13 protein-coding genes are annotated in these 13,483 nt (G+C 45.1%); all 13 read left to right on the forward strand.

The window, feature by feature from the left end; genetic code table 11:
* Nucleotides 1–23 precede the first annotated feature (23 nt).
* The 13 genes from topA (at nucleotide 24) to fliI (ending at nucleotide 13,476) form a co-directional block, all read left to right on the forward strand.
* On the forward strand, nucleotides 24–2,120 hold the full coding sequence (gene topA, locus ACHWTJ_RS06240) for a type I DNA topoisomerase (RefSeq protein WP_294740836.1): 2,097 nt from the start codon (nucleotides 24–26) through the stop codon (nucleotides 2,118–2,120).
* Between the two features lie 3 nt (nucleotides 2,121–2,123).
* Nucleotides 2,124–3,428, forward strand: a complete 1,305-nt coding sequence (gene trmFO, locus ACHWTJ_RS06245; protein WP_023468729.1) for an FADH(2)-oxidizing methylenetetrahydrofolate--tRNA-(uracil(54)-C(5))-methyltransferase TrmFO — start codon at nucleotides 2,124–2,126, stop codon at nucleotides 3,426–3,428.
* 145 nt (nucleotides 3,429–3,573) lie between these two features.
* Nucleotides 3,574–4,479: a tyrosine recombinase XerC gene (locus tag ACHWTJ_RS06250; RefSeq protein ID WP_294745638.1), complete on the forward strand. Its 906-nt coding sequence runs from the start codon at nucleotides 3,574–3,576 to the stop codon at nucleotides 4,477–4,479.
* A 14-nt stretch (nucleotides 4,480–4,493) separates the two neighbouring features.
* A complete protein-coding gene (hslV, locus tag ACHWTJ_RS06255; RefSeq protein ID WP_294740840.1) occupies nucleotides 4,494–5,045 on the forward strand; it encodes an ATP-dependent protease subunit HslV in 552 nt (183 codons plus the stop codon).
* Nucleotides 5,038–6,411, forward strand: a complete 1,374-nt coding sequence (gene hslU, locus ACHWTJ_RS06260; protein ID WP_035406964.1) for an ATP-dependent protease ATPase subunit HslU — start codon at nucleotides 5,038–5,040, stop codon at nucleotides 6,409–6,411. The genes hslV and hslU overlap by 8 nt, the downstream gene beginning before the upstream one ends.
* 16 nt (nucleotides 6,412–6,427) lie before the next feature.
* Nucleotides 6,428–7,207: a GTP-sensing pleiotropic transcriptional regulator CodY gene (codY, locus tag ACHWTJ_RS06265; RefSeq protein WP_023468725.1), complete on the forward strand. Its 780-nt coding sequence runs from the start codon at nucleotides 6,428–6,430 to the stop codon at nucleotides 7,205–7,207.
* Nucleotides 7,208–7,771: 564 nt separating this feature from the next.
* The gene (gene flgB / locus ACHWTJ_RS06270) at nucleotides 7,772–8,134 is read left to right on the forward strand and encodes a flagellar basal body rod protein FlgB (RefSeq protein ID WP_294740841.1); all 363 of its coding nucleotides are present in this window, start codon (nucleotides 7,772–7,774) and stop codon (nucleotides 8,132–8,134) included.
* A gap of 2 nt (nucleotides 8,135–8,136) precedes the next feature.
* Nucleotides 8,137–8,535 carry a flagellar basal body rod protein FlgC gene (gene flgC / locus ACHWTJ_RS06275; RefSeq protein WP_294740843.1) on the forward strand — a complete coding sequence of 133 codons (399 nt, stop codon included), beginning with the start codon at nucleotides 8,137–8,139 and terminating at the stop codon, nucleotides 8,533–8,535.
* A 23-nt stretch (nucleotides 8,536–8,558) separates the two neighbouring features.
* The gene (gene fliE, locus ACHWTJ_RS06280; RefSeq protein WP_294740845.1) at nucleotides 8,559–8,846 is read left to right on the forward strand and encodes a flagellar hook-basal body complex protein FliE; all 288 of its coding nucleotides are present in this window, start codon (nucleotides 8,559–8,561) and stop codon (nucleotides 8,844–8,846) included.
* Nucleotides 8,847–8,874: 28 nt separating this feature from the next.
* On the forward strand, nucleotides 8,875–10,443 hold the full coding sequence (gene fliF / locus ACHWTJ_RS06285) for a flagellar basal-body MS-ring/collar protein FliF (RefSeq protein ID WP_294740847.1): 1,569 nt from the start codon (nucleotides 8,875–8,877) through the stop codon (nucleotides 10,441–10,443).
* Between the two features lie 4 nt (nucleotides 10,444–10,447).
* Nucleotides 10,448–11,455, forward strand: a complete 1,008-nt coding sequence (gene fliG, locus ACHWTJ_RS06290; protein ID WP_023468720.1) for a flagellar motor switch protein FliG — start codon at nucleotides 10,448–10,450, stop codon at nucleotides 11,453–11,455.
* The gene (locus ACHWTJ_RS06295; RefSeq protein WP_294740849.1) at nucleotides 11,439–12,170 is read left to right on the forward strand and encodes a FliH/SctL family protein; all 732 of its coding nucleotides are present in this window, start codon (nucleotides 11,439–11,441) and stop codon (nucleotides 12,168–12,170) included. The genes fliG and ACHWTJ_RS06295 overlap by 17 nt, the downstream gene beginning before the upstream one ends.
* Nucleotides 12,163–13,476: a flagellar protein export ATPase FliI gene (gene fliI, locus ACHWTJ_RS06300; RefSeq protein WP_294740851.1), complete on the forward strand. Its 1,314-nt coding sequence runs from the start codon at nucleotides 12,163–12,165 to the stop codon at nucleotides 13,474–13,476. The genes ACHWTJ_RS06295 and fliI overlap by 8 nt, the downstream gene beginning before the upstream one ends.
* Nucleotides 13,477–13,483: the final 7 nt, after the last annotated feature.

Here is a 13,483-nt window from a genome sequence, read left to right on the forward strand (position 1 = left end):
GCCTCTAATAGGGAGCGATTGCAATGGCAAAATATCTAGTAATCGTCGAGTCACCCGCTAAGGCAAAAACCATTAAACGTTATCTCGGATCGAACTATACCGTGAAAGCGTCGATGGGGCACGTCATTGACTTGCCGAAAAGCCAAATGGGAGTCGACGTCGAACATGACTATGAACCGAAATATATCACGATCCGTGGTAAAGGTCCGGTTTTAAAAGAACTCAAGACAGCTGCGAAAAAAGCACAAAAAATCTATCTCGCAGCCGACCCCGACCGTGAAGGGGAAGCGATCGCATGGCATTTAGCCAAAGCATTAGGCGTTGATGAATCAACGGAGTGCCGCGTCGTCTTCAATGAAATCACGAAAGATGCCATCAAGGATTCGTTCAAGCGACCACGCAAGCTCAACTATGATCTTGTCGATGCGCAGCAAGCCCGTCGTATCTTGGACCGCCTTGTTGGTTACAGTATGAGTCCGTTATTATGGAAGAAGATTAAAAAAGGGTTATCTGCGGGACGCGTTCAATCCGTTGCCGTCAAGATGATCATTGATCGTGAACAAGAAATCAATGCGTTTATGCCTGAAGAATACTGGACGATCAAACTCGAACTCGATGCAAACGGTGAAAAGCTCGAAGCGAACTTCTACGGAGTCGATGGCAAGAAGCGTGAACTTCACTCGCAAGAAGAAGTCGATCAAATCTTGAATCAACTCTCAGAAGACTTCACAGTTGATTCCGTCACGAAAAAGGAACGGAAACGGAATCCAGCGTTACCATTTACGACGAGTTCTTTGCAACAGGAAGCCGCACGTAAGCTGAACTTCCGAGCGAAGAAGACGATGATGATCGCACAACAGTTATACGAAGGAATCGAGATTGGAAAAGAAGGTACAGTCGGTTTGATCACGTATATGCGTACCGATTCGACACGGACGTCGGAATCAGCGAACCTCGAAGCACACGGGTTCATCGAGCAGGCGTATGGAAAAGAATACATCGCAAGTGAAAAACGCAAAGAAAAGAAATCAGCGAACTCACAAGATGCACACGAAGCAGTTCGTCCGACTTCGACGATGCGCGAACCACAACTCGTTAAATCGTATCTATCGCGTGACCAATTCCGTTTATACAAACTGATTTGGGAACGATTCGTCGCAAGCCAGATGGCGCCAGCGATTCTTGATACCGTTAAGATTGATCTCGTATCAAATGATGTCACATTCCGTGCGAACGGGTCGACCGTTAAATTCCCGGGCTTCATGAAAGTTTACATCGAAGATACGGATGATGAGGCGGTCACTGACGTCAAAGAAGGATTACTTCCTCCACTCGATGAAGGGGAAGAACTGAAGCAGTCAGCGATTGAACCGAAACAACACTTCACGCAACCACCACCACGTTATACGGAAGCACGTCTTGTCCGAGCGATGGAAGAACTCGGAATCGGTCGTCCGTCGACGTATGCGCCGACGCTCGATACGATTCAAAAACGGGGTTACGTGACGCTTGAAGAGAAGAAATTCTTACCAACAGAACTTGGTGAACTGGTCATTGATATGATCAGTGACTACTTCCAGGAGTTCATCACCGTCCAGTTCACGGCAGATATGGAAGCCTTACTCGATGCAATCGAAAAAGGCGACATGCAGTGGACAGAAGTCGTCGATCCAATCTATAAGTCCTTTGCGAAGCGTCTGACACGAGCAGAAGCAGAGATCGAAAAGATTGAAATCAAAGATGAACCGGCTGGAGAAGATTGTGAAGTCTGTGGGCATCCAATGGTCATCAAGATGGGACGTTATGGCAAGTTCATGGCGTGCTCGAACTTCCCAGAGTGTCGTAACACAAAACCGATCCAAGTCGAGATCGGTGTGAAGTGTCCGACATGTGGAACGGGCGACATCGTCGAACGTCGTAGTAAAAAAGGACGTTTGTTCTATGGGTGTTCAAACTATCCGGAATGTGAGTTCGTCTCGTGGGATAAACCGGTCGAAGAACCATGTCCGGTATGTAGTAGTATGATGGTACAAAAGAAAATCAAGAACGGTGTGAAAGTAGAATGTACATCTTGTGGACATCATGAAACACGCATCGATCAGGAGCAAGAGGAGGAATGACCGTTGAAACGTGTAACGGTAATCGGCGCGGGACTTGCAGGTTCTGAAGCAGCATGGCAACTTGCAAAACGCGGCGTACAAGTAGATTTATATGAAATGCGGCCTGTCAAACAGACACCCGCGCACCATACAGACCAATTTGCTGAACTCGTCTGTTCGAACTCACTTCGAGCAAACCAGTTAACGAACGCAGTCGGTGTTTTAAAGGAAGAGATGCGTCAGCTCGATTCCTTGATCATGAAAGCAGCAGACTTAGCGAGCGTTCCAGCAGGTGGAGCACTTGCTGTCGATCGGCATGACTTCGCAGGATATGTGACGGAAACGTTGAAAAACCATCCGAACGTTACCGTCCATCATGAAGAAATCGAAGCGATTCCAGATGGTCCGACGATCGTCGCGACGGGTCCGTTGACGAGTGCGGCCTTATCGGAATCACTTAAACAATTCACAGGTGAAGATTACCTATACTTCTTCGATGCAGCGGCTCCGATTCTCGATGGAGACACGATTGATCGAGAGAAGGTTTACCTGAAATCACGATATGATAAAGGTGAAGCTGCCTACTTGAATTGTCCAATGACGGAAGAAGAATTCCAGCTCTTCTATGATGAGCTGATTAATGCGGAAGTTGTTCCACTGAAGGAATTTGAAAAAGAGATTTACTTCGAGGGCTGTATGCCATTTGAAGTTCTCGCTTCTCGCGGACCGAAAACACTCTTGTTCGGACCAATGAAGCCAGTCGGACTGGAAGATCCGAAAACAGGCAAACGACCATATGCTGTCGTTCAACTGCGTCAGGACAACTCAGCTGGAACATTGTTCAATCTCGTCGGCTTTCAGACGCATTTGAAATGGGGCGAACAAAAGCGGATCATTCGCTTGATTCCTGGTCTTGAGAATGCAGAAATCGTCCGTTATGGTGTCATGCACCGTAACACGTTCGTCAACTCACCGAATTTGTTGAAACCAACGTATCAGACTCGTACACGTGACGACTTGTTCTTTGCTGGTCAAATGACAGGTGTCGAAGGATATGTCGAGTCAGCAGCGTCCGGTTTGACGGCAGGAATCAATGCGGCACGTCTCGTCAATGAGGCGGAACCGGTAACGTTCCCGCAGGAAACGATGATGGGTGCGATGTCGCACTATATCACGACGACGGAAGGGAAGAACTTCCAGCCAATGAATGCCAACTTCGGATTGGTACCAGCACTCGTCGGTCATCCGGTTCGAATGAAAAAACCTGAGAAGTATGCGCTCTACGCAGAGCGAGCACTTGAAGCAATCAAAGATTTCACGGATATGTGATTGTTGATGGGGAGAAAGGCGTGATTCAGCGCTCTTTCTCCCCATTTCTTAATTTGTCACAAAAGCGCGATAATTTCGTTAATTTTTCGGTTTTTGGTCTATTGTCAGACTACTTGGTCTGTGCTATGCTAAGGGCGATTCGAGAATGAAATGGTCAGAAGGGGGCGCATTCATGGGGATAGACACTGCTTTTGAGCGACTGCTAGAAGATTTCATGCGGTATGTTCATATTGAACGTCAATTATCTCCGAACACGGGTCGCTCTTATGATCAAACACTTCGACAATACGCCGCTTTTTGCCGCGATCATCAGTTACGATCGATTGAATTGGCAAGTGCACGGCGTTATTTGTATGCTCTTTACGATCAGGAGCTGGCGCGGGCGACGATTGCACAAAAAGTTTCCTGCCTCAAACAATTTGGTCGTTTTTTGACACGTGACACCGATGAGCCTAATCCATTCGATGGATTGAAAGCACCAAAACGACAACAAGGACTTCCGACATTCCTCGTCCCAACGGAATATGAACGTTTCCTCGATGCCTTTCGATCGAGTGATACGCTTGGTAACCGGAATGTGGCGTTAGTAGAACTTTTATATGCGACGGGTATGCGGGTCAGCGAGGTCGTTCAACTAGATCTTCGTGATCTCGCGACGGATCACTCCTACGTCCATGTGTATGGAAAAGGTGGGAAGGAACGCATCGCGCCGATTGGAACCTTTGCTAAAGATGCATTAGAACTGTACTTACCATCACGAGATCCAGTCGTAGGTCATGAGCAAGCATTATTCTTGTCTCATTCAGGGCGTCGATTGACGACGGATGCGATTCGGAAAATCATGAAAAAAGGGGAACAACTCGTTGGGAAACATGTGACACCACATGCGCTTCGTCATAGTTTCGCGACCGATTTACTGGAAAGAGGCGCCGATTTGCGAGCGGTCCAGGAGTTACTTGGTCATGCATCGCTGTCGACGACTGGTCAGTATACACACGTAACGACGGAACGATTACGACATGTTTATCAACAAGCACATCCTCGTGCCTAAGGGAGGAAACATTGATGTTTCATGCAACGACGATTTTTGCGATTCAACATAACGGACAATCCGCGATGAGCGGAGACGGACAGGTGACTTTCGGAAACCAAGTCATCATGAAGAAAAGTGCGAAAAAAGTACGGCGCCTCTATGGTGGCAAAGTCATTGCCGGATTTGCTGGAAGTGTCGCGGACGCGTTCACACTCTTTGAAAAATTCGAAGCGAAGCTTGAAATGTATAACGGGAACTTACAACGGGCAGCAGTTGAGCTGGCGAAGGAATGGCGAGGCGATAAAATGTTGCGCCAACTAGAAGCACTCTTACTCGTCATGGACGGAACACATCTCTTACTTGTATCCGGAAACGGGGAAGTCATCGAACCGGATGACGGTATTCTCGCAATCGGTTCAGGTGGTAATTATGCGCTTGCAGCAGGTCGCGCGTTAGCTCGACATGCAAGTCATCTGACAGCACAGGAAATCGCCCGTGCAGCGCTTGAGACGGCTGGGGAGCTCTGTGTCTTTACGAACGATCAAATCATCCTAGAAACGATCGGAGGCAATGACCATGCATGAATTGACGCCACGACAAATCGTCGAGAAGTTGAATGAACATGTCATCGGACAAGCGGATGCTAAACGTGCGGTGGCGATTGCTTTACGTAATCGGTACCGTCGACAATTACTCGATGCATCGATGCGGGATGAAGTCACACCGAAGAATATCCTGATGATTGGACCGACTGGGGTCGGAAAAACAGAAATTGCGCGACGTCTTGCGAAACTCGTCCGTGCGCCGTTCGTCAAAATCGAAGCGACGAAGTTCACGGAAGTAGGGTACGTCGGTCGTGATGTGGAGTCAATGGTGCGGGATCTCGTGGAAGCGTCTCTACGCCTTGTCAAAGATGAGAAAAAGGAAGCGCTCAAAGATCGAGCGGAAGCAGTGGCGAACGAAAGAATCGTTGATGCGTTGTCTGGTAAAAAAGCGTCATCTGGTCTCGGTGGTGGAACGAATCCGTTTGAAATGTTGTTCGGCGGCAACCAGAAGCAACAAGAGCCGGATACATCGGAAGCGACAGCCGACCGTTCGTTACTTCGTCAGCAATTACTGACGGGACAACTCGAGGATCGAATGATCGAGGTCGATGTTGAAGAACGTCAAGTGGATTTATTCTCTGGGCAACAAGGCATGGAGGGGCTCGCGAATCTTCAGGATATGCTCGGACAAGTCATGCCGAAGAAAACGAAGAAGCGTCAGCTCACCGTTAAGGAAGCACGACCAATTCTGACGGCAGAAGAAGCGGAACGATTGCTTGACTTGAACGAAGTCCATGACGAAGCGGTCCGTCGCGCAGAACAGATGGGTATCATCTTCGTCGATGAGATTGATAAGATCGCGACAAAAGGACATGATTCAGCTGGTGTTTCACGCGAGGGTGTTCAAAGAGACATTTTACCAATCGTTGAAGGATCGACGATCGTTACGAAATATGGTCCAGTCAAGACGGATCACATCTTGTTCATCGCTGCGGGTGCCTTCCATATGGCGAAACCATCTGATCTGATTCCTGAACTCCAAGGTCGTTTTCCGATCCGTGTCGAACTCGATAGTTTGACAGAAGATGACTTTGTTAAGATTTTAACTGAACCGAATCAAGCATTACTCAAACAATATAAAGCATTATTAGGGGCAGAGCACGTTCATGTCACCTTTACAGAAGAGGCGATTCGTGAAATCGCACGGATTGCTGCACAGGTAAACGATGAGACGGATAATATCGGAGCGCGACGCTTGTATACGATCATGGAGCGCGTACTCGAAGAATTATCCTTCGAAGCAGCAGACATGCCGGAGACGGATGTGACGATCACGCCACAATACGTGACGGATCGAGTTGGAAAAGTAGCAGATGATCGAGACTTAAGTCAGTTCATCTTATAAAGTGGAGGAAGAAAAAATGAATTTATTGGCGAAAACGCGGAAGCTGAATACGATGTTACAACAAGAAGCGAGCACACATGTTGATTTCAAGGTCATGGCTGATCGACTCAGCGAAGTCATGGAATCGAATACGTTCATCGTAAGTCGGCGCGGTAAGTTACTAGGTATCGCAATCAAGCAACAAATCGAAAATGACCGGGTCCGTGGTTTCTTAGAAGAACGTCAATTCCCGGAAGATTACACGAAAAAATTGTTTAACGTCACGGAAACGACGGCAAACATTGCCATCGATAGTGAACACACGGCATTCCCAGTTGACAACCGTGACACGTTCGAAACGTCGAAAACGACGATCGTACCAATCATCGGTGGTGGCGAGCGCCTTGGTACTCTTGTCCTCGGTCGTATGGTCGAAGACTTCAACGAAGAAGACCTCGTGCTTGCTGAGTATGGTGCAACAGTAGTAGGGATGGAGATTCTTCGTGAAAAGGCTCATGAGGCAGAAGATAAAGCACGGAAGAAAGCAGTCGTTCAGATGGCGATCAATTCACTATCCTATTCGGAACTTGAAGCGATTGAGCATATCTTCGAAGAGCTTGAAGGAAATGAAGGACTACTCGTTGCTTCAAAGATTGCGGATCGCGTCGGGATCACACGTTCCGTCATCGTCAACGCACTCCGTAAACTCGAGAGTGCAGGAGTCATCGAGTCACGCTCGCTCGGGATGAAGGGAACATACATTAAAATCTTAAACGATAATTTCCTATATGAATTAGAGCGAATTAAATCGAACTGATCATACGGATCTATCAAAATCACCAAACGATTCTTCTCATAAAAGAGAAGAATCGTTTTTTTTGTAACTACTAGATAGCCTTATGTATTCTTACTAAAAGGATATCATCACCATAGTTGCTGCCTATGAACGAAGTCCTTCACCATGGTGAAAAACATGGATAAAAAAGTTAAAATAGAAGGAATTTTTTTTATATTTATTCAAGGAAATTACATTTTGATGTTTTTTTCGTTCAATATTAGTTGTATAATCAATTCTGTTGCCCGCAAATGAAATATATAAAATCTTAGTTTATTTTCTGTTTATCCATTTTATGTCTATCGACATTTAGTCCATTATAATTAAATAATGTTTATTCTGTAAGTTGGCACGTAGGTAATATTTATCATTTTTGAACATAATGGTAATTAACGGTTAAAATTCAACATCTCATTACCCTTTTTTTAAAATTTATCCTTTTCAAACATTGACCTATTTGTTTCAATTATTTCAGATATGTTACTAATGACTTACTAGTTTTAATATTCTTCTATTCCAAACTATTCATATATGGAGGTCAGATTCATGGATTGGTTAGGCTCCGATTATTCTTTACTTACCCAAGCAGTCAATCGTACGGTCAATTCTCAAAAAGTTATCTCCAAAAACATTGCGAATGTCGATACGCCAGGATATAAAGCGCAACGGTTAGTGTTTTCAGATGTACTGGACTCTCAAATGAAGTTGAGTCTGAAGCGTCATGCCAAAATTGATACGCAAGGTGCAATCGTCGAACAATCTACTTCTATGCGCAACGATGGAAATGGTGTCGATATTGATTTTGAGATGTCTGAATTATCACGCAATCAAATTGAGTACGAGGCATTGGTCGAACAGTTGAATCGTAAATTCTCTGGTATTCAATCAGTGATTAGAGGAGGGAAATAACAGTGAGCATGTTTGGAGGATTTCATACTTCTGCATCAGGATTAACTGCACAACGTCTCCGGCTCGATACAGTTTCAGCAAACATTGCCAACGCACAAACGACACGTGGAGAACTCGTCAATGGTCAATGGCAACCATATGCTCGTAAATTGGCAGTTTTAAAAGAAACGTCCAATGGTGTCACGGTAAGCGAGCTTCGTAAAGATCAGGAACCATTTAAATTGGAATACAACCCTAGCCATCCCGACGCAGATGATCTAGGATACGTCAAAATGCCGAATGTCGATATCTTAAAAGAGATGGTGGACATGATGGGTGCTACGAGATCTTATGAAGCAAACGTAACAGCATTGAATGCAACGAAGGCAATGCTCGTTAAGGCAATGGAGATAGGCAAGTAAGAAAAAGGAGATGATGAATAACCATGGCAATTCAAGCGATTCAAGGATTACAGCCAATCCTTCAAAACCAAATGACTCCAAAAACGACACCAAGTGACTTTAGTGAGGTATTGAGTCAAGCGATGAATGGATTAAATTCCACACAAAATGCATCATCTCAGGCACGGGTAGATCTGGCGACAGGGAAGTCATCGGATCTACATAATATTATGATTAAAACAGAAGAAGCATCTCTCTCTATGCAGCTCGCCATTGAAGTCCGAAATAAGGGCATCGAAGCATACCAAGAAATGATGCGTATGCAACTGTGAATGTTAAGGAAAGCGTGGGAGATGTTGAATGAACGAAGGATTAAAAGCAAGATGGAATACGGTCAATACAACATGGAAATCGTGGTCACTTGCGAAAAAAGCAACGATTCTTGGAATCATTATCGCGGTCCTGGCAGCATTGATCGTTGCGATCATCTGGTTGTCAAAGCCGACGATGACACCCTTATATTCAAAGCTATCACCGCAGGAAGCTGGTCAAGTGACTGAAAAGTTAAACGAAGATGGCATTCCGTCTGAGGTCGTAAGTGAGGCGAACGGAGTAACGATTCTCGTACCTGAAGCGAATGTTGAAAATTTGAAAGTCGAGCTGGCGACGGCAGGCATTCCAAAGTCTGGTCAAATTGATTACTCTTTCTTTAGTGAAAACGCGGGTTTCGGAACTACGGATAAAGAAATGAATATTTTGGAACGCGACACAATGCAGACTGAACTCGAAAACTTGATCACACAAGTCAATGGAATCGAGTCAGCCAAAGTCATGATTACGCTCCCAGAAAAGAGTGTCTTTTTATCTGATGAGAAAGAATCTTCAACAGTATCGGTCGTATTGACTTCTAGCGCAGGTAGCAACTTGAATAATCAGACGGTTCAAGGTCTGTATCATTTGATCGCAAAAAGTATTCCAAATCTTAAAGAAGAAAACATTACAATCATGGATCAGTACTTCACGTACTATGAACCGGGAAATGCTACGCAAACAGCAGGCGGAACGGATCCGATGGCACTTAAAAAAGCAACGGAGAACGATTTACGTAAGCAAATCCAACAAATGCTCTCAGTTGTTCTTGGACCACAAAAAGCACTCGTATCAGTTACGGCTGATGTCGATGTCACGAAACGTCAGGAAGAACAAAAACTGGTGGAACCTGTAGATCCGGATAAAATACAAGGAATCGTAACGTCTGCGGAAAAAGTGGCAGAAGCCTATACTGGTGCAGCAAATCAAGGAACAGCCGGTACAGGTGAAAATGAAACCATCAATTTCCCGACAGGAAATGGTGGAGCAGGTGATACGAGCGATAAAACACACGACATCATTAATTATGAAGTGAACCGAATCACAAAACAGATTTCTGGGGCACCTTATGAAATCCGTGATTTAGGTATTCAAATCATCGTAGAACCACCAAAAGGACAGACGCAAATCGATCCACAGCTTCAAACGGATCTTCAAACAATGATGTACTCGATCATTCGAACGTCGATTACGAAAAAAGACGCTAAAACAACATTAACTGATGCGGAATTGACGAATAAAGTAGTCGTCATGTCTCGTCCATTCGCTAATACGACAACGAAACAAACGGCAGCTACAGCAACGATTCCAATGTGGGTCTGGTTTGCATTAGGTGCAGCAGGATTAGTCATCGTAGGGTTGATCTTCTTCATGATGCGTAGACGTAAAGCAGAAGAAGAGAGTCTAGAGGAATGGACACCGATCGAAACAGAAATTCCAGAACTGACTACTGAAGATAACAGTAATGAAGCACAAAAACGAAAACAATTAGAAAAATTAGCAGCTTCAAATCCAGACGAATTTGCGAAACTACTTAGAACTTGGTTAGCGGAGGATTGATCCTATGAAGAAATTAGAGATGAATAGTCGTGAAAAGGCTGCCGTCCTGATGATTTCATTAGGTCCAGAAGTCGCGGCGAATGTATATAAGCACTTAAGCGAAGAAGAGATGGAATGGCTGACACTACAGATTTCAAGTATGAAACGCATTGATCCAGAGGACAAGGCTGGTGTCCTAGACGAATTTCACGACTTGGCGATGGCGCAAAACTATATCACTCAAGGTGGTATCGGATTTGCAAAATCGGTACTAGAGAAAGCGGTTGGAGAAGAGAAGGCGATGGAACTCATTCATCGTCTGACATCAACACTTCAAGTACGTCCTTTCGAATTTGCGCGCAAGGCTGACTCAAAACAATTACTGAATTTCATTCAAAATGAACACCCACAGACGATTGCTCTAGTCCTTGCACACTTGGATCCAGCGAAATCGGGACAAATCCTATCTGAGCTTCCTGCGGAGGCACAGTCGGATGTAGCAAGACGAATCGCTACGATGGATCGAATGAATCCGGAAATCATAAGTGAAGTCGAACTGATTTTAGAACGGAACTTATCTCAAGCAGGAATGCAGGATTACGCACAGTCGGGTGGTATCGAAGCAGTCGTTCAAGTCTTAAATGGTGTTGATCGTACGACAGAACGCACGATTTTGGACACACTTGAGATTCAAGATCCTGAACTGGCTGAGGAAATCAAGAAACGGATGTTCGTATTCGAAGACATCGTCACATTGGATGCGCGTGCTATTCAGCGTATCATTCGTGAAGTATCGAATGAAGACCTACTTCTTGCACTGAAAGTATCGTCTGATGATGTGAAAGATATGGTGTATCGCAACATGTCTCAGCGGATGGTGGAGTCTTTCAAAGAAGACATGGAGTTCATGGGACCCGTTCGTTTGCGCGATGTGGAAGAAGCGCAAAGTCGTATCGTTGGCATCATTCGTCGCTTAGAAGATATGGGTGAGATCGTCGTCGCACGTGGTGGAGGAGATGATATCGTTGTCTAATGTCATTAAACGGCAGAGTGTCTTGTCTAAATCACAGCGGTTGATTCATCCAGTCAGTCCATCTGAAAACATTGATCATGAAACCGACATAGCTACGATTTCATATGAAGAAGAATGGATAGAACGCCAAAACCAGTTGACTCTTCTAGAAAAACGATTGATGGAAGAACAAGAAATACGACTACAACAATTCGAACAGGAAAAAATACAGGCACTAGAAGATGCGGCGCGTCAAGGTTTCGAAGCAGGGTTTACCGAAGGACAATCCAGTGGATTAGCGACTTACCATCAAGCCATGATGGAGGTAAACGAACTGAGCGTCAGACTTGAGCAACGCTTTCAAGAAAAGTTACTGATGATGGAGCATGATTTATGTGTAGCTGCTCTTCAAACGACACATCTGTTTTTAGAAAATCTATTAGATTCTGATGAGGAAACCTTATATAAGATGATTCATCAACTACTAATTCAATTCAGAGATCGTGAGAAGTTATTCATATACGCTTCCCCTCAAGATTTTGAACGACTCATCATGATGGAAGAGAAAATTCAATCCATTCTCGGTGCGACGGTGACCGTCCAACTTCGTCTAGATCCGGAATTACCGCCACGTGATTTCAGGGTTGACTCGGAAAATGGAGCTATCACGGGTGGTCTACATTCAAGCTTCAAACATCTGGAGAAGAAAATTTTCGAGGTGCTGACGGATGTATAAAGTGCAGCACCTGCAACAAGCGCTTCAAGATATCAAATTTGATGATTTACTCAAGCATTCGGGGAAGGTCGTCCAAGTGATTGGTCTGATGATTGAATCTAGGGGACCAACAGCTGTCTCAATCGGGGAACGTTGTTTTATACAGTTGAATGCACACCATGAAATCGAAGCAGAGGTCGTTGGTTTTAAAGAAGGTCATGTCTTACTTATGCCTTATGGCGAAACGACAGCTATCGCTCCAGGATCTATCGTAGTCGCTTCAGGTAAACCGCTACATGTTCCGGTAGGTGACGCATTGATTGGTCAGGTATTGGATGGATTAGGCAGACCGCTAGATGGTGAAAATATAGATCACTTAAAAACGACTTCAATCGTCCGCAAACCACCTAGCCCACTGAGTCGACCACGTATTAGCGACGTATTATCTACGGGGATACGCGCGATTGATACATTATTGACGGTGGGAGAAGGACAGCGTGTTGGTTTATTCGCGGGATCTGGTGTTGGGAAATCAACGCTTCTAGGGATGATTGCGAAACGTTCGACAGCAGATATAAACGTCATTGCTTTAATAGGAGAACGCGGACGCGAAGTCAAGGAGTTCATCGAGGCAGAGCTTGGGGAGGAAGGGATGCGTCGCTCGATTATCGTTGTGGCTACAAGTGATCAATCCCCCCTCGTTCGACTGAAAGGTGCCTACACTGCAACGGCAATCGCGGAGTATTTTCGGGATCAAGGAAAAAACGTCGTTCTCATGATGGATTCGGTCACACGATTTGCAATGGCGCAGCGTGAGATTGGTTTAGCGACGGGAGAGCCTCCCGCGTCTAAAGGGTACACACCGAGTGTATTCGCACTTCTCCCGCAACTCTTGGAGCGGAGTGGTAAAACGGAAAATGGCTCCATTACTGCTTTTTATACCGTCTTGGTTGATGGTGATGACATGAACGAGCCGATTGCAGATGCTGTACGTGGAATACTAGATGGACATTTCGTTCTTGATCGAAATCTAGCAAACAAAGGACAATACCCTGCTATACACGTGTTACGTTCCATTAGTCGAGTCATGAACCAAATCACGTCTGAAGCACATAAGCAGAAGGCAATCGCGTTTCGTCAGCTTTTATCTACGTATTTGGATGCAGAAGATTTGATCAACATCGGAGCATACAAAAGCGGAACGAATCCTGAAATCGATCGGGCTATTCAAATCTATCCACAACTCATCGACTTCTTAAAACAATCCGTTCACGAAGTCAGTGATCTAGAGACTGCGAATGACAAGTTATTTCAAATTATTCCATAAGGAGAGC

The organism is uncultured Exiguobacterium sp., assembly GCF_964277885.1.
In the GTDB taxonomy this organism is placed as follows: Bacteria; Bacillota; Bacilli; order Exiguobacteriales; family Exiguobacteriaceae; genus Exiguobacterium_A.

Bases quoted from the DNA above. Each gene is read 5' to 3' on its own strand.
- topA (WP_294740836.1), top strand. From the start codon at position 24: ATGGCAAAATATCTAGTAATCGTCGAGTCACCCGCTAAGGCAAAAACC.
- flgB (WP_294740841.1), top strand. From the start codon at position 7,772: ATGGATTGGTTAGGCTCCGATTATTCTTTACTTACCCAAGCAGTCAAT.
- ACHWTJ_RS06295 (WP_294740849.1), top strand. From the start codon at position 11,439: ATGATATCGTTGTCTAATGTCATTAAACGGCAGAGTGTCTTGTCTAAA.
- fliE (WP_294740845.1), top strand. From the start codon at position 8,559: ATGGCAATTCAAGCGATTCAAGGATTACAGCCAATCCTTCAAAACCAA.
- hslU (WP_035406964.1), top strand. From the start codon at position 5,038: ATGCATGAATTGACGCCACGACAAATCGTCGAGAAGTTGAATGAACAT.
- hslV (WP_294740840.1), top strand. From the start codon at position 4,494: ATGTTTCATGCAACGACGATTTTTGCGATTCAACATAACGGACAATCC.
- codY (WP_023468725.1), top strand. From the start codon at position 6,428: ATGAATTTATTGGCGAAAACGCGGAAGCTGAATACGATGTTACAACAA.
- ACHWTJ_RS06250 (WP_294745638.1), top strand. From the start codon at position 3,574: ATGAAATGGTCAGAAGGGGGCGCATTCATGGGGATAGACACTGCTTTT.
- fliF (WP_294740847.1), top strand. From the start codon at position 8,875: ATGAACGAAGGATTAAAAGCAAGATGGAATACGGTCAATACAACATGG.
- fliI (WP_294740851.1), top strand. From the start codon at position 12,163: ATGTATAAAGTGCAGCACCTGCAACAAGCGCTTCAAGATATCAAATTT.
- fliG (WP_023468720.1), top strand. From the start codon at position 10,448: ATGAAGAAATTAGAGATGAATAGTCGTGAAAAGGCTGCCGTCCTGATG.